This is a genomic window from Streptomyces sp. NPDC031121 (assembly GCF_055570615.1).
This window is the reverse complement of the sequence record NZ_JBVIGV010000008.1, coordinates 229,282-250,044: the sequence shown is the minus strand read 5'-3', so window position 1 is coordinate 250,044 and position 20,763 is coordinate 229,282. Positions and strand designations below refer to the sequence as shown.

At 74.0% G+C, this 20,763-nt stretch carries 15 protein-coding genes; 5 read left to right on the top strand and 10 right to left on the bottom strand.

Going from position 1 to position 20,763, the window contains the following annotated elements; genetic code table 11:
* Positions 1 to 1,180: 1,180 nt before the first annotated feature.
* The 7 genes from ACZ462_RS17155 to ACZ462_RS17125 all read right to left on the bottom strand — a co-directional run bounded on the left by ACZ462_RS17155 (position 1,181) and on the right by ACZ462_RS17125 (position 9,865).
* A complete protein-coding gene (locus tag ACZ462_RS17155) occupies positions 1,181 to 1,489 on the bottom strand; it encodes a hypothetical protein (RefSeq protein WP_467803388.1) in 309 nt (102 codons plus the stop codon).
* A 75-nt stretch (positions 1,490 to 1,564) separates the two neighbouring features.
* Positions 1,565 to 3,118 carry an APC family permease gene (locus tag ACZ462_RS17150; RefSeq protein ID WP_467803390.1) on the bottom strand — a complete coding sequence of 518 codons (1,554 nt, stop codon included), beginning with the start codon at positions 3,116 to 3,118 and terminating at the stop codon, positions 1,565 to 1,567.
* A 252-nt stretch (positions 3,119 to 3,370) separates the two neighbouring features.
* Positions 3,371 to 4,855 carry an aldehyde dehydrogenase family protein gene (locus tag ACZ462_RS17145; RefSeq protein ID WP_467803391.1) on the bottom strand — a complete coding sequence of 495 codons (1,485 nt, stop codon included), beginning with the start codon at positions 4,853 to 4,855 and terminating at the stop codon, positions 3,371 to 3,373.
* A complete protein-coding gene (locus ACZ462_RS17140) occupies positions 4,852 to 6,591 on the bottom strand; it encodes an N-acyl-D-amino-acid deacylase family protein (RefSeq protein ID WP_467803393.1) in 1,740 nt (579 codons plus the stop codon). Before ACZ462_RS17140 ends, ACZ462_RS17145 begins: the two co-directional genes overlap by 4 nt.
* 145 nt (positions 6,592 to 6,736) lie before the next feature.
* Positions 6,737 to 7,858, bottom strand: a complete 1,122-nt coding sequence (locus ACZ462_RS17135; RefSeq protein WP_467803395.1) for an LLM class flavin-dependent oxidoreductase — start codon at positions 7,856 to 7,858, stop codon at positions 6,737 to 6,739.
* 128 nt (positions 7,859 to 7,986) lie between these two features.
* Positions 7,987 to 8,895: a TIGR03619 family F420-dependent LLM class oxidoreductase gene (locus ACZ462_RS17130; RefSeq protein ID WP_468252320.1), complete on the bottom strand. Its 909-nt coding sequence runs from the start codon at positions 8,893 to 8,895 to the stop codon at positions 7,987 to 7,989.
* 169 nt (positions 8,896 to 9,064) lie between these two features.
* Positions 9,065 to 9,865 (bottom strand): L,D-transpeptidase family protein, encoded by an 801-nt coding sequence (locus ACZ462_RS17125; RefSeq protein ID WP_467803399.1) that lies wholly within the window; start codon positions 9,863 to 9,865, stop codon positions 9,065 to 9,067.
* Positions 9,866 to 10,140: 275 nt separating this feature from the next.
* Between ACZ462_RS17125 and ACZ462_RS17120 the strand changes: the two genes are divergently transcribed.
* A complete protein-coding gene (locus tag ACZ462_RS17120) occupies positions 10,141 to 10,584 on the top strand; it encodes an NUDIX hydrolase (RefSeq protein ID WP_468252317.1) in 444 nt (147 codons plus the stop codon).
* Positions 10,585 to 10,620: 36 nt separating this feature from the next.
* Here ACZ462_RS17120 and ACZ462_RS17115 read toward each other — a convergent pair whose 3' ends face one another.
* Together ACZ462_RS17115 and ACZ462_RS17110 are read right to left on the bottom strand one after the other, a co-directional pair.
* Positions 10,621 to 11,457 (bottom strand): trypsin-like serine peptidase, encoded by an 837-nt coding sequence (locus tag ACZ462_RS17115; RefSeq protein ID WP_467803401.1) that lies wholly within the window; start codon positions 11,455 to 11,457, stop codon positions 10,621 to 10,623.
* A 106-nt stretch (positions 11,458 to 11,563) separates the two neighbouring features.
* On the bottom strand, positions 11,564 to 12,784 hold the full coding sequence (locus ACZ462_RS17110) for an amidohydrolase family protein (RefSeq protein ID WP_467803403.1): 1,221 nt from the start codon (positions 12,782 to 12,784) through the stop codon (positions 11,564 to 11,566).
* Between the two features lie 133 nt (positions 12,785 to 12,917).
* On the opposite strand from ACZ462_RS17110, the gene afsR reads away from it, so the two are divergent.
* The 3 genes from afsR (at position 12,918) to ACZ462_RS17095 (ending at position 17,513) form a co-directional block, all read left to right on the top strand.
* Positions 12,918 to 16,010, top strand: a complete 3,093-nt coding sequence (afsR, locus tag ACZ462_RS17105) for an SARP-family global regulator AfsR (protein ID WP_467803404.1) — start codon at positions 12,918 to 12,920, stop codon at positions 16,008 to 16,010.
* A gap of 184 nt (positions 16,011 to 16,194) precedes the next feature.
* A complete protein-coding gene (locus ACZ462_RS17100) occupies positions 16,195 to 16,422 on the top strand; it encodes a hypothetical protein (RefSeq protein WP_467803406.1) in 228 nt (75 codons plus the stop codon).
* A 347-nt stretch (positions 16,423 to 16,769) separates the two neighbouring features.
* Positions 16,770 to 17,513, top strand: coding sequence for a class I SAM-dependent DNA methyltransferase (locus ACZ462_RS17095; RefSeq protein WP_467803408.1), 744 nt, complete (start codon positions 16,770 to 16,772; stop codon positions 17,511 to 17,513).
* Between the two features lie 21 nt (positions 17,514 to 17,534).
* Here ACZ462_RS17095 and ACZ462_RS17090 read toward each other — a convergent pair whose 3' ends face one another.
* Positions 17,535 to 19,172, bottom strand: coding sequence for a FadD3 family acyl-CoA ligase (locus tag ACZ462_RS17090; RefSeq protein WP_467803610.1), 1,638 nt, complete (start codon positions 19,170 to 19,172; stop codon positions 17,535 to 17,537).
* A 395-nt stretch (positions 19,173 to 19,567) separates the two neighbouring features.
* On the opposite strand from ACZ462_RS17090, the gene ACZ462_RS17085 reads away from it, so the two are divergent.
* The gene (locus ACZ462_RS17085) at positions 19,568 to 20,719 is read left to right on the top strand and encodes a lipid-transfer protein (protein ID WP_467803410.1); all 1,152 of its coding nucleotides are present in this window, start codon (positions 19,568 to 19,570) and stop codon (positions 20,717 to 20,719) included.
* The last annotated feature ends 44 nt before the right edge of the window (positions 20,720 to 20,763 follow it).

The following is a 20,763-nucleotide window of genomic DNA, read 5'->3' as shown; positions in this document are numbered from 1 at the left end:
GGCGGGCCGGTCCCTCAAGGGCGCGCCCGTTGGGCGCGTCGCTGCGCGATGGCCCTTGCGGGCCACCCTTGACCGACCGACCCGCCCCGGAGGCATTTTTTTCTGCCGGGACGCCCCCAGGGAAACGGCCAGGGGGGAGGGCCAGGCATGAGGGGCCATCAGAGAGCCTCCTCTCCCGCCCCGCGGGCATCAGCAGACCCGCCGACGGAATCCGGGTCGGCTATGACGCGGCGAAACGATGTCCAGAGCATCATCCGGAGACGGGAGCGCGCCGGATCGCTACAGGGGCGCCCTCGGCTCAGCGACTGACCGCAGGAACGCAGGGGGCGGGGGCGGAAGCGGTCTTCTGCCGCCAGACGCCGGTATACGAGGGAGGTGGAGCGGACAGGTGGCGCTTCGCTGCCCCCGACGGCCTTCAACCGCCAAGTTATGAGCAGCAGGGAGCGAGCTGGTGCGCTTCGCCGCCCCGGACGGCAGCCGGACGCCGAGGTGAGAGGAGCGCGCAGCGAGGTGGGGCGCTTCGCGGCCCCAAGCGGCGGCCGGACGCGGTGCAGACGGAGGCGTGTAGCGATCTGTCGCGTGCGCCCGCCCCAGACGACGAACAGACGCCGAAGAGAGGGGAGCACGTAGCGATGTGGGGCGCTCCTGTCTGCGGATGATGCTCTGGACGTCGTTTCCCGACGTCAGCGCCCACCCGGCTCTCGCTGGCGGGTCTGCTGATGCCGGTGGGGTGAAAGGGACCCCTGGGTCGGGAGGGCAACGGCTCTGATCCGCCCGGTAGGTGATGGTCCCTCCAGGCCGTTCCCCTGGGGGCGTCCCGGCAGAAAAAAATGCCTCCGGGGCGGGTCGGTCGGTCAAGGGTGGCCCGCAAGGGCCATCGCGCAGCGACGCGCCCAACGGGCGCGCCCTTGAGGGACCGGCCCGCCCCGGACACCATCAACTGCCGGGGACACCCCCAGTACCCACCCTGATGCCGGCTGATCGGCTACCGGCTACGCCACCACCCCGCGCCCCACCGGCCCCGACCAGCCGGCTCCCGCCGAGCCCCGCCGCCGTCGCCCCACCGGCCCCGACCAGCCGGCTCCCGCCGAACCCCGCCGCCGCCCCGCCGCCCCCGATCAGCCGGCTCCCGCCGAACCCCCCCGCCGTCGCCCCGCCGCCCCCGAGTGCTCGGCTCCCCCTACCTGACCCCCGGCCCCTGCGGCAGCGTCTGCAGTGCGCCGCCGCCCGCGCCGGCCAGCGATGCGTTCGTGGACTTGGTGGCCGAGCCTGCCGCCGCGCCCGTTACCGCCAGGGCCGTCTTGGTGTCCTGTACGGCCTGGCCCGGGTGGTCGACGATGTCGCCGACGCGCTTGGCGAGGGGGGCCGCCGCCTGGAGGCTCGTGCTGTCGGCGTGGGCGGCGCCGACCGCCAGGCCGAGGGCGCCGGACGAGAGGGCGAGGGCCGTGAGGCCGCGCTTCACGGCGTTCTTCGTGTTCTTGGCGTTCATGCCGCGTACAACGACCTGCCGGGCCCGGGGGTCACCCCCGGGCCCGGCAGGGCCGCCCGTTGCGTACGCGCCGGGTCAGTCCTCGACGACCAGGGCGGGCGTCGACTTGGTGAGGACCTCGCCGCGGAAGAAGGCGGGGCTGCGGCGTTCGGTGACGAACATGACGCCCAGGCCGAGGACGAGCAGGCCGACGCCGATGACGAAGACGCTGCCGACGCCGAGGACCGTGGATCCGGACCCGTACGCCGGGTCCCACATGTCGACCAGGGTCTTGAGGAAGACGGCGGCCAGCAGGATGCCGCCCAGGACGGGGAAGACGCCCTTGAAGAAGAGGTCGCGGGCGCTGCGCCGCAGTTCGGCGCGGAAGTACCAGGCGCAGGCGAAGGCCGTCAGCGAGTAGTAGAAGCAGATCATCAGGCCGAGCGCGAAGATCGTGTCGGTGAGGACGTTCTCGCTGACGAGGGTCATGACGGTGTAGAAGGCGCCGGTCGAGATGCCCGCCATGACGGTGGCGCGGCCCGGGGTCCTGAACTTCGGGTGGACCTTCGCGTACGCGGGCGGCAGCGCCTCGTACGTGGACATCGCGAGGACGGTGCGTGCCACGGGGATGAAGGTGGTCTGGAGCGAGGCGGCGGCGGAGGCCAGGACCGCGACGAAGAGCAGGATGCCGAGGGCGGGGCCCATGACGGGTCCGGCGAGGGCGGCGAAGACGTTGTCGGAGGTGTCCGGGTTGGCGAGGCCGAGGCCCGTGCCGCCGGAGCCGACGGCCATCTGGGCGGCGATGCCGGTGGCGAGGTAGGAGCCGACCAGGACGACCATCGCGATCAGCGAGGCGCGGCCAGGGGTCTTGGCTGAGCCGGTGGTCTCCTCGTTGGTGGCGAGGCAGGCGTCCCAGCCCCAGTACATGAAGATCGAGAGGGAGAGGCCGGCGGTGAAGGCCGCCATGGACTCGACCGCGAACGGGTTCATCCATTCCCAGGAGAAGTCGAGCCCGGTGTCGAAGCTGCCGGCGGACGCCTTCTGGACGGCCATGGCGACGAAGAGGCCGAGCACGACGAGTTGCAGGCCGACCAGGGCGTACTGGACGCCCTTGGTGGCGGTCATCCCGCGGTAGCTGATGGCGGTGGCGACGGCGATCAGGGTGAGGCAGGTGCCGATGTGGACGAGTTTGTTGTCGTCGAGGGCCGCGACGGAGGGGCTGCCGGTGATCTCGCCGGCGAGCAGCCAGAAGTAGGAGGTGGCCACGCCTGCCAGGTTGGACAGCACGATGATCGTGGCGATGACCAGGCCCCAGCCGCACATCCAGCCGATGCGGGGGCCGAAGGCCTTCACGGTCCAGGTGAAGGAGGTGCCGCAGTCGGGAACGGCCTTGTTGAGCTCGCGGTAGGCGAAGGCCACGAGGAGCATCGGCAGGAAGCCGGCCAGGAAGACGGCCGGCATCTGGACGCCGACCTCGCCGGCCGTCGAGCCGAGGGTCGAGGTCAGGCAGTAGACGGGGGCGACGGTGGAGATGCCGATGACGGCGCTTCCCACCAGTCCCACGGACCCCTTGCCGAGGCCCTTGCCGCGTACGTCGGTGACGTCGCGTGCCGTGTCTTCGGCCGCGGGCCGAACGTCCAGCTGAGTCATGCCAATGGACGTTAGAGCCTGCGGTTTCCACATCCGGAAGATGAGAGTCCGGAATTGCCGCGCCGGATTGACCTTGGAAAGCGACGGAGAGTTTCGGCCATCACGCCCGTTTGAAAGGTGTTCTCGCAGGCGTTACCCCCGGTTCGCAGGACTCAGTCCGGCGGTTTCGTCATACGGAAACCGCAGCCATGCCCGTTTTGCCGGATTCGAAATTTTCCCGCACCAGTTTTCCGCCCTCCTGGCCCCTCCCCCTCACCCCGCCCAGACGATCGCCTGCACCTCGCTGTACGCGTGCAGCGCGTACGAGCCCACGTCCCGCCCGACCCCCGAGCGCCTGAACCCGCCGAACGGCGCCTCCATGTTCCGACCGACCGTGTTCACCCCCACCCCGCCCGCCCGCAGCCGCCGCGCCACGCGGAACGCGCGCGCCGCGTCCCGCGACCAGACGTAGCTCAGCAGCCCGTACTCGCTGTCGTTCGCCAGCGCCACCGCCTCGTCCTCGCCCCCGTCGAACGGCACGACCGCCACGACCGGCCCGAAGACCTCCTCCCGGACCACCCGCATGTCCGCCGTGCAGTCCGCGAGCAGCGTCGGCGCCACATAGAAGCCCCGGCCCGAACCGACCGCCGGCCGCTGCCCGCCGTGCACGAGCCGGGCGCCCTCCTTGCGGCCCAGCTCCACGTAGGCCTCCACCCGGTCCCGGTGCGCGGCCGAGATCACCGGGCCGACGACCGTCCCCGGCTCCGCCGGGTGCCCGATCCGCAGGTGCGCCGCGTAGCCGGCCAGCTTCCCGACCAGCTCCCCGTACACCGACCGGTGCACGATCACGCGGGTCGGCGCGGTGCAGATCTGGCCGCTGTAGAAGGAGAACGTGGTGCCGATGCCGGCGACGGCCGCGTCGAGGTCGGCGTCGTCCAGGACGACCGCCGCGCCCTTGCCGCCGAGTTCCATCAGCTGCCGCTTCATCGTGCGGCCGCACACCTCCGCGATGCGCTGCCCGACGGCGGTGGAACCGGTGAACGACACCATGTCGACATCCCCGGAGGCCACCAGAGCCTCGCCGACGCCCGCCGACTGCCCGCCGACCACGTTGACGACGCCCGCCGGGACCCCCGCCTCGGCGAGCGCCTCCGCCATCCGGAACACCGACAGCGGGTCCTGCGGCGCCGGCTTGACGACCACCGTGTTCCCCATGGCCAGCGCGGGCGCGACCTTGCCCGCCGGGTTGGCCCACGGGTTGTTGTACGAGGTGATGCAGGCGACCACGCCCACCGGCTGGCGCACTTCCAGCGCCCCCAGGACCGCGGACCGCCCCATCGGCCCCGCCGCGGCGACCTGCGGGGGCAGCCCGCGCTCCACCGGCTCCAGGGCGCCCCGCGCGTACCGCCGGAACCGGGCGGCGCCGACGCCCACCTGCATGGCGCGGGCCACCGCCGTCGGGGCGCCGCTCTCCGCGCGGGCCAGCTCCGACCACGGCTCGAACTCCCGCCGGATGACGTCGGCGGCCCGGTCCAGGATCCGGGCCCGCTCCTGCGGATCCGTCCGCGACCAGCCCTCGAACGCCCCGGCCGCCGCCGCGGCCGCCTCCTCCACCTGGCCCGGCGACGCCTCCGGGGCCAGGCCCACCACCGTCTCGTCCGCCGGGTCGACGACCTCGTAGTGGCCGCCCGCCGGCTCCACCCACTGCCCGCCGATGAACAGCCGCCGGGCGCCGTCGCCGTGCTGCGCCCCGCTCACCGGGTCGCCACCGTCCGCGTGTCGCGGCCCGAGCGCAGCACCCGGCCCGGGACCGCGCCCGTCACCTCGTCGTCGCGGACCGTCTCCACCCCGTTGACCCGCACCGACACGATCCCCACGGCGCGCGCGTCGAGCCGCGGGCTGCCGCCGGGCAGGTCGTGGACGAGCGTCGCCGGGCCGGCGTCGATCCGCTCCGGGTCGAACAGCACCAGGTCCGCGTACGCGCCCTCCTCGATCCGGCCGCGCCCGCGCAGCCCGAACAGCCCCGCCGGGTCGCCGGACAGCATCCGCACCGCCTGCTCCAGCGGCACCAGGCGGCGCCCGCGCAGGCAGTCCCCGAGGAAGCGCGTCGTGTACGGGGCCCCGCACATGCGGTCCAGGTGCGCGCCCGCGTCGGAGCCGCCGAGCATGACGTCCTCGTGCTGCCAGGTCTGCGCGCGCAGCGCCCAGCTCGCCGGGTCGTTGTCGGTGGGCATCGGCCACAGCACCGTGCGCAGGTCGTCGTTGGAGCAGATCTCCACCAGGCAGGCGAAGGGGTCCTGGCCGCGTTCGGCGGCGATGTCGCGGACGACGCGGCCGGTGAGGCCCTCGTTCTCCTTGCTGTAGGTGTCGCCGATGACGTACCGGCCGAAGTCGGCGAGGCGGCGGAACACCCCGGCCTCGGGGCCCTGGGCGCGGCGCAGCATCTCCGCGCGGACGGCCGGGTCGCGGAGTTCGGCGATCCGCTCGGGGACGGGCAGGCCCAGGACGGCGCCCCAGCCGGGGATGAGGTTGAGCGCGCAGAACGAGCCGAGCGACATGTTCATGGGGGTGAGGATCGGCATGGTGAGGGCGACGATCCGCCCGCCGGCCCTACGGGCGCGCGCGGAGGCCGCCAGCTGGCGGGGCACCCGGTCGGGGACGGCGGCGTCGATGGTGAGGACGTTCCAGTTGAGGGGCCGGCCGGCGGCCGCGCTCATCTCGACGAGCAGGTCGATCTCGGCGTCCGTGAAGCGGTCGAGGCAGCCGGCGACGATGGCCTCCAGCTGGGTGCCCTCGTGGTCGCCGACGGCGCGGGCGAGGGCGACGAGTTCGTCGGGGCGGGCGTGCCGGGAGGCGACGGGGGCGCCGTCGCCGTCGGAGTGGGTGGAGGACTGGGTGGTGGACAGGCCCCACGCGCCGGCGTCCATGGCCTCGTGGAGGAGGGCGGTCATGCGGGCGAGCTGGTCGGGGGTGGGCTGCCCGCCGACGGCGTCGGCGCCCATGACGTGCCGGCGCAGCGCGCAGTGGCCGACCATGAAGCCGGCGTTGACGGCGATGCGGCCCTCCAGGGCGTCGAGGTACTCGCCGAAGGTGGACCAGGTCCAGTCGACGCCCTCTTCCAGCGCCCGGAGGGACATGCCCTCGACCTTGCTCATCATGCGGCGCGTGTAGTCGGCGTCCTCGGGGCGGCCGGGGTGCAGCGGGGCGAGGGTGAAGCCGCAGTTCCCGCCGGCGACGGTGGTCACGCCGTGGTTCATGGAGGGTGTGGCGTACGGGTCCCAGAACAGCTGGGCGTCGTAGTGGGTGTGCGGGTCGACGAAGCCGGGGCACAGGACGAGGCCGGCGGCGTCCTCGGCGGTGCGGGCCGGCTCGGTGACGGTGCCGGGGGCCGCGACGACGGCGATCAGGCCGCCGCGTATGCCGACGTCGGCGGGGCGGGCGGGGGCGCCGCCGCCGTCGACGACGGTCGCGCCCCTGATCAGGTGGTCGAGCATGTCGGTGACGTCCCTTCTCGGGTCGACCGGCCGGAGCGGGAGGCAGGCCGCTGCTCCGCCCGCTCCGGCCGGGCATCGGGGCCCGGGGCCGTGCCCGCGGGGCCCCTGCCGGGCGGGCGGTCCGGGAAACCGCCGGCCCGGATCCTCAGGCGGCCTGCCGGAAGCGGGTGGTGCGGTGCACCGGGTCGGTGTCGATCTGCGGGATGACGTGCTCGCCGATCAGCTTGATCGTCGTCATGGTGTCCTCGTACGAGACCCCTGTGGGAAGGCCGAAGGACAGCTGGTCGGCGCCGGCCTGCTCCCACCGCCGGCACTGGCCGAGGACCTCGGAGGGGTCGCCGCAGATCAGCAGCTCCTCGGCGATGAGGAGTTCGATGATCTCGGCGTTGTACTCGGGGAGGATCTCGGGCCACTGCGGGATCGCCTCGGGGCGGGGGAAGGTGTCGTGGTAGCGGAAGACGAGGGACTGGAAGCGGTTCATCTGCGCGTTCACGGCGATCTCCACGGCCTTGTCGTGGGTCTCGGCGCAGATCGCGGTCGAGGTGACCATGACGTTGTCGTTGACGAACGCGCCGATGGCCTTCGCCTCGCGGATCGCGGTCTTGTACTGGTCCAGCACCCACTCCATGTCGGAGACCTTCTGGACGCTGAACCCGAGGACGCCGAGGCCCTTGCGGGCGGCCATGGCGTACGAGGAGGGGGAGCCGGCGGCGTACCACATGGCCGGGTGGGCCTTGCCGTACGGCTTGGGGAATACCTTGCGCGGGGGCAGCGACCAGTGCTTGCCCTGGAACCCCTCGTACTCCTCCTGGAGGAACATCTTGGGGAACTCCGCGATGGTCTCCTCCCAGATCTCCTTGGTGTGGTTCATGTCCGTGACGCCGGGCAGGAAGCCGAGGATCTCGTGGCTGCCGGCGCCGCGGCCGGTGCCGAACTCGAAGCGGCCCCGGGAGAGGTGGTCGAGCATGGTGACCTTCTCGGCGACCTTGACCGGGTGGTTGACGGGCGCGAGCGGGTTGAAGATGCCGGATCCGAGGTGGATGCGCTCGGTGGCATGGGCGAGGTAGGCGAGGAAGACCTCGTTCGCCGACAGGTGGGAGTACTCCTCCAGGAAGTGGTGCTCGGAGGCCCAGGCGTACTTGAAGCCGGACTTGTCTGCCTGGATGACGTACTCGGTCTCCTCGACCAGCGCCCTGTGCTCCGCCGCGGGGTCGACCTCGGAACGCGCCCGGGGCACGTATCCCTGCACGAAGAGCCCGAATTCCAAGGGGGTTCACCGTCCTCAAGTTTCTGACGTACCGTCAGATCGGATGGGGTCGACTGTTCCACCGCGGGAAGGGGACCGTCAATACCTGACGAGACGTCAGAATGCACCGGGTGTGATGGCGTACGGGGTCACCCGTTCAGGAGCGGCCCCACCTCCGACCCGAACGCCGCGACCTGGTCCACCAGCTCCGCCCGCCCCCGGCTCCGGAACCGCACCTGGATCTGGCCCACCCCCATCGCCCCGTACTCCCGCAGCGACTCCGCCAGCACCTCCGGCTTCCCCGACAGCGTCCGCCCACCCGCCTCCCACGCCGGCTCCCCCACGTACAGCGCCTCCGTGATCGCCCCGAACACGAACGGCCCCACCACCCCCGCCGCCTCCCGCAGCCCCCTGATCCGCGCGATCCGCGCCGGAAGCCGCTCCGGCGGATCCCCCTGCGGCAGCCAGCCGTCCCCCCGCAGCGCCGCCCGCCGCACCGCCGCCGGCGACGAACCCCCCACCCACACGGGCACCCGCGCCTGCACCGGCCGCGGCAGCTGCGCCAGATCCCGGAACGCGAACCGCTCCCCCTCGAAAACCGGATACTCCTCCGGGCCCAGCGCCGCACGCAGCGCGTCCACGCACTCGTCGAGCAGCGCCCCGCGCCCCGCGAAGCCTGCCCCGACCGCCTCGAACTCCTCCCGCACATGGCCCGCACCGACCCCCAGCACCAGCCGGCCGCCCGACAGGCGGTCGACCGTCGCGTACTGCTTCGCCGTGACCAGCGGATGCCGCAGACCCACCACCGCGACATGGCTCAGCAGCCGCACCCGCACGGTGACCCCGGCGAGGAAGGCCAGCACCGCCACCGGGTCGTACCAGACCGCGCCCATCGCGCCGGCAAGGCGGCGCGGGATCGCCACGTGGTCGCAGGTCGCGACGTACGCGAACCCCGCCCGGTCCGCGGCCCGCGCCACCTCGGCCAGGTCCCCGGCACCGGCCGAGGCCTCCCACGGCTCCGCGTACAGGGGGCTCTGCGACTGGACGGGCAGCTGCATCCCGTACACCAGCCGGCCTTCCGGAAACACGCACGCCGTACCCGCCGTACCCGCCATGCCACGCCTCGCCTTCGTCCGCGGCCCGCCGCCGTGCGGGCGACGGGGGACATCGTCGGGGCTGACGGACCGTCAGACAAGAGGGGTGCGGCGGGCCGGGCCGGAGCGGGCGTCAGAACCCCCGGGGTCCCATGGCGATCAACGGCCTCGCCGCCGGGTCCAGGACGGCCAGCAGCCGCGCCATGGCCTCCTTCGAGATCCCGACGCAGCCCTGCGAGGGACCGTCGTGGTCCACGTGCAGCCAGATGTTCCCGCCCTTCGCCGCCCCCTCCGGCTTCACCGGATCCAGCGGCGACACCCCGCGCCGGCGGTTGAAGTCGATCGCGATGACGTAGTCGAAGGACCCCTCCAGCGACTCCCCCTCCACACCGTGCCCCGACGCCACGAACGCCCGGCTGTGGTCGTACGGCAACCGGGTGCCCGGCGGCTTCGGCAGCAGACCACCCGCATCGCTCAGCGAGAACACCCCTTCGGGGGACGTCAGATCCCCGTACCGGCGGTCCGCGGACCACCCTTTCGCGCCGTTCCGCGCGGGCCAGCTCTCCACCAGCACCCAGTCGGCACCGGCCGCGGGCCGCGTGTAGAGCGCCGCCGTGGCGTGCGAGGAGTTCCGGCCGCGCCCCGTCACCAGGACCAGCTGCCGCGACGCGGCCGGGATCCGCGCCGCCGTCCGCTCACTCACCCCGAACAGCCCTTGCACGGCCACCCGTTCCCGCACCCGCCCGACCCGGGCTTCCTGCGCCGCGGGAGGCCGGTCGTCGGATCTGTACGCCCGCGCCTCGGTGGCCCCGGAAGCACCGTCGACGGCATGCACCCAGGCCGCGGTGCAGGCCAGAAGACCGAGGGCCGCACCGGCACCGGCGCGCTTGACCGTACGGGACCGCAGAGAGCCGGCCCGGACACGCTTGCTCATTCCCCCGACCGTACACAGAACGCACCCGCGAGGTGACACGGCGTGGACGGCGCGGCGGGGCCCGGGGGGTGGGGCGGGAGCCGGTGACTCGACTCGGGAGGGAGACGGCAGGGGCGCCGGAAGCGGGGGCCGAGCACGCGGGGTCGGAGGGGAGACGGCGGGGGGGCGGCGGGCGGGAGCCGATGGGTCGGAGGTCGGGGGGTGTCTGAGGATGTCCCCGGCGCCTTTCGTCTCCCGGGCCCTCTTCCGCTGTCCCACCCCCGTCGTACGCTGGGATGATGAGAACTCCCAGGCATGCAGCGCGGATTGTCGTCTTGGATCCCGGTGGGGCGGTGTTCCTGTTCCGGGAGAACAACGTCGAGGTGGGGATTCACTGGCTGCCGCCCGGCGGGGGGATCGATCCGGGGGAGACGCCTGAGGAGTGTGTGCGGCGGGAGCTGCGGGAGGAGACGGGGTGGACCGATCTCCGGCCTCAGCGGCTGTTGTGCACCTGGGAGCACGACTTCACCCACCAGGGCATCCGCGTGCGCCAGTACGAGCACATCTACGTGACCTCCGGGCCGCGGCGGGAGCCTGTGCCGGAGGATCCGCAGGCGCACTGGCGGTGGCTGTCGCCCGGTGCGCTGGCAGGGCTGGGGGAGCCGTCGTGGCCGCCGCGGCTGGCGGAGCTGCTGGCCCGGGGGGCGGTCGAGCCGGTGCACCTGGGCCTGGTGGGCTGAGCCCGGGCCTGCCCGCCCGGCCAGCCGCCCGCCCGGTCAGCCGCCCGCCGGGGCCGCCCCCGCTGCCTTGGCGTACAGGGTGGCCGCGTAGTCGCCCAGGACCGTGCTCGTGGAGACGTCGTCCGTGTCGCCGCCCGTGAGGATGCCGATGATGCGGCCGTCGCGGGCGATCCAGGCGCTTCCGCTGGTGCCGTTGGGGAAGTCCGCGCAGTCGAAGCGCTGGCGGGTCGGGGTTTCGCGTACGGCCGTGGCGGTGCAGGTGCGGGGGACCCTGCGGTCGGCCGGGTAGCCGGTGACGGTGACCTGTTCGCCGGCGCGGCCTGTGGTGTCGAGGGGCGCACCGCCGGTGACGTCCTCGATGTTGCGGCCGTCGGGGGCGGGGGCGAGGCGGGCGAACGCGAGGTCGTAGTCGTCGTCGGCGCCCTCGTCCCAGCGGGGGTCCTCGAAGACCTCCTCGATCTTCCACGCGCCGTACGGGGTGGTGCCGTTGGCGTACGCAGGTGCGAAGACGGCTCCCTGGCCGGTGGGCTTGCCTGCGAGGAGGCAGTGGCCGGCGGTGACGATGAGGTTCCGGCCGGGGCTCTTCACGACGGTGGCGGTGCAGAAGTGGCTGCCCTGTACGCCGCCTTCGAACAGGGCTCCGGTGAAGGCCGCCGGGGTGCCCGGGGCGGGGGTGCCGGGGGCCGCGAGCTGCGGCTGCTTCGCTGATTGCGGGAGCGAAGTGGAGCTGGTGGTGGGCTGGGCGGAGGGGGCGGCCGCGGCGCGGGGCGCGGGGCTGCTGCCCGGGTCGGGCACGACCTTCGTCATGGCCGCTGACGCGCCGATGGCCGCTATCGCGCACAGCACGCCGGTCGCCAAGGTCCGCTTGTCCACCGCTCCCCACCCCTTCAGCTTTGCTCTGGCGAAGCATGCCTGGGGGTGGGTGCCCGTCGCAAGGGGCGGGCCGCGCGCCCCGGCGGACCGGGCGCGCCGTACGGCGTCAGGCGCCCGGCCAGAGGCCTTCGGGGGTGAGGCCGAGGAGGTCGATGGCGTTGCCGCGGACGATGCGTTCGACGGCGTCGGGGGCGAGGTGCCCCATCTGGGCCTCGCCTACCTCGCGGGACCGGGGCCAGGTGGAGTCGGAGTGCGGGTAGTCGGTTTCGTAGAGGACGTTGCCCACGCCGATGGCGTCGAGGTTGCGCAGTCCGAAGGCGTCGTCGAAGAAGCAGCCGTAGACGTGTTCGGCGAAGAGCTCGGACGGCGGGCGCAGCACCTTGTCGGCGACGCCGCCCCAGCCGCGGTTCTCCTGCCAGACGGTGTCGGCGCGTTCCAGGATGTACGGGATCCAGCCGATCTGGCCTTCGGCGTACATGATCCGCAGGTTCGGGAAGCGTTCGAACGCGCCGCTCATCAGCCAGTCGACCATGGAGAAGCAGCAGTTGGCGTAGGTGATGGTGGAGCCGACGGCGGGCGGGGCGTCGGCGGAGGTGGAGGGCATGCGGGAGGAGGAGCCGATGTGCATGGCGATGACGGTTCCGGTCTCGTTGCACGCGTCGAGGAGGGGGTCCCACGCGTCGGTGTGGATCGAGGGCAGGCCGAGGTGCGGGGGGATCTCGGAGAAGGCGACGGCGCGGACACCGCGGGCGGCGTTGCGGCGGACTTCGGCGGCGGCGAGGGCGGCGTCCCAGAGGGGGATGAGGGTGAGGGGGATGAGCCGGCCGCGGGCGTCGGGGCCGCACCACTCCTCCACCATCCAGTCGTTGTAGGCGCGGACGCAGAGGAGGCCGAGGTCGCGGTCGCGGGCCTCGGTGAAGGTCTGGCCGCAGAAGCGGGGGAAGGTGGGGAAGCACAGGGCGGACTGGACGTGGTTGGCGTCCATGTCGGCGAGGCGTTCGGGGACGGAGTGGGAGCCGGGGCGCATCTGCTCGTAGGTGATGACCTCCAGCCGGATCTCGTCGCGGTCGAAGCCGACGGCGGTGTCGAGGCGGGTGAGGGGGCGGCGGAGGTCCTCGTAGACCCACCAGTCGCCGAGGGGGCCGTCGTCGCCGGGGGCGCCCATGACGGGGGCGAACCTCCCGCCGAGGAAGGTCATCTCCTTCAGGGGGGCGCGGACGATGCGGGGGCCGGTGTCGCGGTACCGGGCCGGGAGCCGGTCCTGCCAGACGCGTGGGGGTTCGACCGTGTGGTCGTCCACCGAAATGATCTTCGGGAAGGTCTCCATGGGGCCCACCGTAGCGCTGATCTGACGCACCGTCAGCTACTTGGGGAGTGATCGGCCCGACACGGGCTGACGGGTGCGTCCAAGACAGGGCAGACTGGCCCTTACACCGACGGAAGGCAGGGGAGGACGACCGATGGACGGCATACCGGCCATCCCGCAGCAGCGGAACCACCCCGAGGCAGCCCGGCGCACCCCCGGGGCAGCCCCGACCGCCCCCGGGCCGAAAGCCGCCGCAACCGCCCCGGAGGCGCGCCCCGCCGCGCCCGGAACCGCCCCGCCGGACACCGCGGCCCCGCCCGCCGCGCAGGCCGCGGGCGCCGGCAGCGGCTCCCGCTTCGCCGTCCTCGGCCCGGTCCGCGCCTGGCGCGACGGCGAGGCCCTCCCCTCCGGAACCCCGCAGCAGCGCGCCCTCCTCGCGGTCCTCCTGCTCCGCGACGGCCGCACCGCCACCGCCCGCGAGCTGATCGACGCGATCTGGGGCGACGACCCGCCCCAGCAGGCCCTCGCCACCATCCGCACCTACGCCTCCCGCCTCCGGAAGATCCTCGAACCGGGCACCCTCGTCACCGAGTCGGGCGGCTACGCCGTCCACACCCCGCCCGGCACCCTCGACCTCGCCGTCGCCCGCGGACTCGCCGCCGACGCCGAGCGGGCCCGCACCGCCGGCGACCGCGACCGCGCCCGCTCCCTGCTCTCCCGCGCCCTCGACCTGTGGGACGGCGAACCCCTCGCCGGCGTCCCCGGCCCCCACGCCGAGACCGAGCGCACCCGCCTCGCGGAATGGCAGCTCCAGCTGCTGGAGGCCCGCCTCGACCTCGACCTGGAGGTCGGCCACCACGCCGAGGCCGTCTCCGAGCTCACCGCCCTCACCGCCGCCCACCCCCTGCGTGAACGGCTTCGCGAGCTGCTGATGCTCGCCCTGTACCGCAGCGGCCGCCAGGCCGAGGCCCTCGCCGTGTACGCCGACACCCGGCGGCTCCTCGCCGACGAACTCGGCGTCGACCCCCGACCCGAACTGTCCGCGCTCCAGCAGCGCATCCTGCGCGCCGACGCCGAACTCGCCCGCGCCGAAGCCCCGCCCTCCGCCGCCGCCCCCGTCCACGTACGGCCCGCGCAGCTGCCCGCCACCGTCCCCGACTTCACCGGGCGCACCACCTTCGTCTCCGAGCTCAGCGAGATCCTCTCCGCCGCCGACGGGCAGGTCATGGCCGTCTCCGCCCTCGCCGGGATCGGCGGCGTCGGCAAGACCACCCTCGCCGTGCACGTCGCGCACGCCGCCCGCCCGCACTTCCCCGACGGGCAGCTGTACGTCGACCTCCAGGGCACCGAGCCCCGCCCGGCCGAGCCCGTCGCCGTCCTCGGATCCTTCCTGCGGGCCCTCGGCACCCCCGACACCGCCATCCCGGACACCGCGGACGAGCGGGCGGCGCTCTACCGCTCCGCCCTCGACGGCCGCCGCGTGCTGGTCCTCCTGGACAACGCCCGCGACGCCGCCCAGGTCCGGCCGCTGCTGCCGGGCACCGCAGGCTGCGCCGCCCTCGTCACCAGCCGGGTCCGCATGGCGGGCCTCGCCGGGGCCCATCTCGTCGACCTGGACGTGATGAGCCCCGAGGAGGCCCTCCAGCTGTTCACCCGGATCGTCGGCGCGGAACGGGTCGGCGCCGAACGGCAGGCCGCCCTCGACGTCGTCGGCGCCTGCGGCTTCCTCCCGCTCGCCATCCGGATCGCCGCCTCCCGCCTCGCCGCCCGCCGCACCTGGACCGTCTCCGTGCTCGCCGCGAAGCTCGCCGACGAACGCCGCCGCCTCGACGAGCTCCAGGCCGGCGACCTCGCCGTCAAGGCCACCTTCGAACTCGGCTACGGGCAGCTGGAGCCCGCCCAGCAGCGCGCCTTCCGCCTCCTCGGCCTCGCCGACGGCCCCGACATCTCCCTCGCCGCGGCCGCCGCCGCCCTCGACCTGCCCGAGCACGACACCGAGGACCTGCTGGAGGCTTTAGTCGACTGCTCCCTGCTGGAATCCGCGGCACCCGGCCGCTACCGCTTCCACGACCTCGTACGCCTCTACGCGCGTGCCTGCGCCGAACGCGACGAGCAGCCCGCCACCGAGCGGGACGCCGCCCTCGACCGGCTGCTGGACTTCTACCTGGCCACCGCCTCCGCCGTGTACGCCGTCGAACGGCCCGGCGACCGGCTGCCCGCCCACCTCGCCGCCACCGCCCACCCCGGCCTCGCCTTCACCGAGCCGCGCGCCGCCCTGGACTGGCTGTACGCCGAAGCCGACCCGCTGCTTGCCTGCGCACGCCAGTCCGCCCTGCGCACCACCGGCCGCGCCGACGTCCTGCGCCGGGCCGTCGACCTGCTGTGGGCGGCCAAGGACCTCGCCGAGTCCGGCGCCGACTCCAAGCAGTACGAGTCCTCCGCCGTCGCCCTGCGCGACGCCGCCCGCGCCGCGAAGGACCCGCACGCCGAGGGCCGGGCCCGCACCACACTGACCAACGTCCACCTCGTGGCCGGCCGGTTCGCGGAAGCCGACGACGAGGCCCGGCAGGCGACGGTCCTGGCCCGCGAGGCCGGCGACCCCCTGCCCAGCTGCTGGGCGCCCAACGACCGCGGCATCATCGCCCTCTACCAGGGCCGCCACGCCGACGGCGAGCGGTACCTGCTCGAAGCCATCGAGAACTTCCGCGCCGACGCCAACCACATCGGCGAGGCCAGCGCCCTCTGCAACCTCTCCCGCATCCACGTCGAGCTGGGCCGCCTCGCCAGCGCCATCGACCTGGCCGAGCAGGGCATCGCCATATACGACCGCATGGGCCTGACCCTGCGCCTCGCCAACGGCCGGTACGCCCTCGGCATCGCCCTCACCCAGGCCGGCCGGCTCGCCGAGGCGCTAACGCAGCTCACCGAGGCGCTGGCCCTCTTCCACGACAACCGCCAGCCTCTGTGGGAGGGCGTCACGCACTTCCGGCTCGCGGAGGCCCACCTGGCGGCACGCCGGCCGACGCTGGCCGCCGCCCACGCCGAGCAGGCGATCGCGCTCCGCGGGATCGGCGGCGAATGGCGCCGGGCGACGGTGCTGACGGTGCTGGGCAAGGCACTGCACGGACTGGGGCAGCGGGACCGGGCCCGGGCGTGCTGGCGGGACGCCGAGGCCGTGTTCGCGGGGCTCGGGTCGCCGGAACTCGCCGAGGTGCGGGCCCTGCTGGCGCCGGAGATCGCTGCCTGACCGCACGGCCGGGGCCAGGGCCCGGGGAGCCGTACGGGAAGCATTCATCGTTCGTTTATCGCCGTCCGACACGATGGATCCATCGACTCACCGCGTCGGGGGGCGCGGGAGTCCTGCTGGACCGCCCGTTCGGCGGTCCGCGGGGGAATCGCCGAACGGGCCCAGCAATCCATCAGGAGATCCGATGACGACGAACGAGAACGTCCTGCCGAACGAGAGCGACATCATCCCGCTCGACAACCACGCCTCGGGCATCGGGTTCAGGCCCGTCGACGGGACCGCCGCGACGGACACCGACATCACGCCGATGGACAACCACGCTTCCGGCATCGCCATCAAGCCGGTCGACAAGCCGGCTGCGGACGAGGACATCGTGACGCTGGACAACCACGCGTCCAGCCCTCGCCCGTAAGCCGCACGGCGTCCCACGGGGGATACGGGGGGCGCACGGGCCGCGGGAGCCGACGGGGGACGTCGGGCTCCCCGGCCCGGGGGGCACGGGGGAACACGGGGGAACACGGGGGAGCAAGGCCTCGCGGGGACCACGGGGGACACGGGGTCCCCGCGGGGAGCACGACACGGGGGGCGCGACACGGGGGCGCGACACGGGGGCGCGACACGGGGGAGCACCGCCGCACCACGTACGACCGCACCACCGCACGGCCGGCCGGTCCGGCCGGTGACGGCGGCCGCGGTGGCCCGGAGGGGGAGCCACCGCGGCCGCCGCACGTGCGCGTGCCACAGCACTAGGGTGGGGGTGTGTTCACCTCCCAGGGTCCGAGCCTGCGCGAGCTCGCCGTCCAGGCGTTCTCCTCGGTCGAGCGGGGCTACGACCTCCTCGCGCCGAAATTCGACCACACCCCCTTCCGCACCCCGGACCGCCTCCTCGACGCCGTAGAGGAGGCCCTCGCCGCGTCGGAGGGCTCCTTCGGGGACGGCCTCGACGTCTGCTGCGGCACCGGAGCGGCCATCGGCATGCTGACGCGGCTCTGCCGGGGCCGCGTCACCGGCGTCGACCTCAGCGCGGGCATGCTCGCCGAGGCGGAGCGCGCCCACGCCGCCGCCGACCGCGTCGACTTCGTCCGCGCGGACGCCCTCGCCCTGCCGGCCGCGCTGTCCGGCGGCTACGACCTGGCCGTCAGCTTCGGCGCGTTCGGGCACTTCCTGCCCGCCGAGCGTCCCGCCCTGTTCTCCGGCGTGTACGGGGCGCTGCGCCCGGGCGGGCTGTTCGCGTTCCCGGTCGGGGCGCCGCTGCCGCCGTCCTCGCCGCTGTGGTGGGCGGCGGCGGGCTTCGACGCGGTGATGCGGGTGCGGAACGCGGTGTGGCGGCCGCCGTTCGTCATGTACTACCGGACGTTCCCGTGGGGCGGGGTGCGCCGGGACCTGGCCTCGGCCGGGTTCTCCGTGGAGACGCTGCCGCTGGAGCACTTCGGACGCCGCCCGGACGGCAGCCCCCGCTGGCGCCTGGCCCTGGCCCGCAAGCCGGCGGGGACGCAGCCGTAGCCGTCTCTGCCGCCGGTCGGCTCAGGTGCCGGGGCGGGCCGTGCGCAGGGCGTGCTTGACGACCTTGCCGCTCGCGTTGCGCGGGAGTTCGGCGAGGAACTCCACGGTGCGCGGGACCTTGTAGTTGGCCATCTCGCGGCGTGACCAGGCGATCAGGTCGTCGGCGGTGAGCGTGGAGCCGGGCCGGCGGACCGCGTACGCCTTGCCGACCTCGCCCAGGCGCGGGTCGGGGACACCGACGACGGCGACGTCCGCGATGTCGGGGTGGAGGCCGAGGAGCTGCTCGATCTCGGCGGGGTAGGCGTTGAAGCCGCCGACGATGAACATGTCCTTGATCCGGTCGGTGATGCGCAGGTTCCCGGCGGCGTCGAGGACGCCGACGTCGCCGGTGCGGAGCCAGCCGTCGGGGGTGAGGGCGCGGGCGGTCTCCTCCGGATCCTCGAAGTAGCCGCGCATGACCTGGTGGCCGCGGACGAGGACCTCACCGGGCCGGCCCGCGGGCAGGGGGCTGCCGTCGGGGCCGGCGATGCGGACCTCGGTGCCGGGGACGGCACGTCCGGAGGTGGTGGCGACGATGTCGTCGGGGTCGCCGCGGCGGCACATGGTGACGATGCCGGCGGCCTCGGAGAGCCCGTAGGCGGTGAGGACGGTGGCGATGCGGAGTTCGCCGCGGAGCCGTTCGACGAGGCGGAGGGGGACGACGGCGGCGCCGGTGACGACGAGGCGCAGCGCGGACAGGTCGTGCCGGTCGCGGTGGGGGTGGTCGAGGAGGGACTGGTGGAGGGTGGGCGGGCCGGGGAGGACGGAGATGCGTTCGGCGGCGATGTTGGCGAGGACGGTGCCGGTGTCGGAGACGGGCTGCGGGACCATCGTGGCGCCGCGCATGAGGCAGGCGAGGATGCCGGCCTTGTAGCCGAAGGTGTGGAAGAACGGATTGACGATCAGGTAGCGGTCGCCTGCGCGGAGTCCGGCGAGTTCGCTCCACAGCTCGTAGCAGCGCAGGGACTGGGCGTGGGTGGTGACGGCGCCCTTGGGGCTTCCGGTGGTACCGGAGGTGAAGACGATGTCGGAGGGGGCGTCGGGGCGGATGGCGTCGGCGCGGCGGCGGACCTCGGCGGCGGGGACGGCGTCGCCGGCGGCGAGGAAGTCCTTCCAGGTGCGGAAGTCGTGCGGGGCGTCGTCGGCGAGGACGACGACCTGTTCGAGGTGCGGGAGCCCGGGCAGCGGGCCGCGGCCGGGGGCCGCCGGCGCGTCGGCGGCATCCTGGCGCTCGGCGGCGGCGCGGCGCAGGGAGGCCACGTAGGAGGTGCCGAGGAAGGTGCCGGTGACGAAGAGGAGCCGGGCCCGGCTGCGGTCCAGGACGTACGCGGCCTCGGCGCCCTTGAAACGGGTGTTCAGGGGGACGAGGACAGCGCCCGCGCAGACCGCGCCGAGGGCGCAGGTGATCCAGTCGGGGGTGTTGGGCGCCCAGACGGCGACGCGGTCGCCGGGCCGGACGCCGGCGGCGATGGCGGCGGCCGCGGCGCGCTCGACGCGTTCGCCGAGGGCCCGGTAGGTGAGGCGCGTGCGGCCGTCGGCGACGGCCTCGCGGTCGGCGTGGCGGGTGGCGGCGTCGCGGACGAGCCCGGCGATGGTGCCCCAGCGGAGGTCGCCCCGCACGCCCTCGTCGGCGGGGCCGTCCGCGGTCCGCTGGGCGCCGCCGCCGGGTGCGGCGGGGACGGGCGCACCGGTGCCGTGCGTCGCCGTGCCGCCCTGCGCCTCGCCGTCGTACGCGGTGCCGCCGTGTGCCTCGCCGTCGTACGCGGTGCCGCCGTGTGCCTCGCCGTCGTACGCGGTGCCGCCCTGCGCCCCGCCGTCGTACGCGGTGCCGCCCTGCGCCCCGCCGTCGTACGCGGTGCCGCCGTACGCCGTGCTGCCGTGCGTGTTCCCGCCGTCGGTGCTGGTTGCGCGCCGGTCCATCGTCCGCCTCCCCGCCACACCAGTAGCTGACTGTTCGTCAGATTAGCTGTACCCTTCGCGGCTGTCAGCACTGGCGACGTGCCCCGGAGGCGGCGATGGCGGCAACCCTCAAGGACGCTACGGCGATCGTCGGCATCGGCCAGACCCCCTTCGCCAGACGCCTCCCCCAGTCCGAGAAGGAACTGGCCTGCCGCGCGATCCTCGCCGCCCTCGACGACGCCGGCATCGCGCCCGGCGAGGTCGACGCCTTCGCCTCCTACACCATGGAGGAGACCGACGAGGTCGAGGTCGCCAAGGCCATCGGCGCCGGCGACGTCACCTTCTTCTCCAAGGTCGGCTACGGAGGCGGCGGCTCCTGCGCCACCGTCGGCCACCTCGCCGCCGCCGTCGCGACCGGCCAGGCGAGCGTCGGCGTGGCCTGGCGCTCCCGCAAGCGCGGCTCCGGTCCCCGCCCCTGGACGAACACGGCCGTCCAGCTCCCCACCCCCGGCCAGTGGACGCGCCCCTTCGGGCTGCTGCGGCCCGCGGACGAGATCGCCATGCTGGCCCGCCGCTACATGCACGAGTACGGCGCCACCCGCGACCACCTCTTCAACGTGGCCATGGCCTGCCGCAACCGGGCCAACGAGAACCCCGCCGCGATCATGTACGAGCGGCCGCTGACCCGCGAGATGTACATGACCTCCCGCATGATCAGCGAGCCGCTGTGCCTCTTCGACAACTGCCTGGAGACCGACGGCGCCCTCGCCTGCGTCGTCGTCTCCGCCGCCCGTGCCCGCGACTGCCGCCACCGGCCCGTCCACGTCCACGCCGCCGCGCAGGGCCTGCCCTCCCAGCACCACGGCATGGTCAACTACTGGAACGACGACCCGCTGTCCGGCCCCGCCTGGACGGCCGCCCGCCACCTGTGGAAACGCGCCGACTTCGGCCCCCAGGACGTGGACGTCGCCCAGATCTACGACGCCTTCACCCCGCTCGTCCCCCTGTCCCTGGAGGGCTACGGCTTCTGCGGGCGCGGCGAGGGCGGAGCCTTCACCGAGGGCGGCGCCCTGGAGACGGGCGGCCGGCTCCCGATCAACACGGGCGGCGGCGGCCTGTCCGAGGCGTACGTGCACGGCTTCAACCTGATCACCGAGGGCGTCAAACAGCTCCGCGGCACCTCCACCGCCCAGGTGCCGGACGCCCGTACCTGCCTGGTGACCGCGGGCGAGGGCGTTCCCACGTCCGCGATCCTGCTGCGCGCCTGACGGCCGTACGACCGGACGGCCGGCCTCCCGGCCGACGAGAGGAG

What these genes read in the sequence shown, in the direction of transcription:
- ACZ462_RS17120 (WP_468252317.1), top strand. Translation starts at nt 10,141, where the DNA reads ATGATGAGAACTCCCAGGCATGCAGCGCGGATTGTCGTCTTGGATCCC.
- ACZ462_RS17150 (WP_467803390.1), bottom strand. Translation starts at nt 3,118, where the DNA reads ATGACTCAGCTGGACGTTCGGCCCGCGGCCGAAGACACGGCACGCGAC.
- ACZ462_RS17140 (WP_467803393.1), bottom strand. Translation starts at nt 6,591, where the DNA reads ATGCTCGACCACCTGATCAGGGGCGCGACCGTCGTCGACGGCGGCGGC.
- ACZ462_RS17125 (WP_467803399.1), bottom strand. Translation starts at nt 9,865, where the DNA reads ATGAGCAAGCGTGTCCGGGCCGGCTCTCTGCGGTCCCGTACGGTCAAG.
- ACZ462_RS17110 (WP_467803403.1), bottom strand. Translation starts at nt 12,784, where the DNA reads ATGGAGACCTTCCCGAAGATCATTTCGGTGGACGACCACACGGTCGAA.
- ACZ462_RS17130 (WP_468252320.1), bottom strand. Translation starts at nt 8,895, where the DNA reads ATGCAGCTGCCCGTCCAGTCGCAGAGCCCCCTGTACGCGGAGCCGTGG.
- ACZ462_RS17085 (WP_467803410.1), top strand. Translation starts at nt 19,568, where the DNA reads ATGGCGGCAACCCTCAAGGACGCTACGGCGATCGTCGGCATCGGCCAG.
- ACZ462_RS17155 (WP_467803388.1), bottom strand. Translation starts at nt 1,489, where the DNA reads ATGAACGCCAAGAACACGAAGAACGCCGTGAAGCGCGGCCTCACGGCC.
- ACZ462_RS17100 (WP_467803406.1), top strand. Translation starts at nt 16,195, where the DNA reads ATGACGACGAACGAGAACGTCCTGCCGAACGAGAGCGACATCATCCCG.
- afsR (WP_467803404.1), top strand. Translation starts at nt 12,918, where the DNA reads ATGGACGGCATACCGGCCATCCCGCAGCAGCGGAACCACCCCGAGGCA.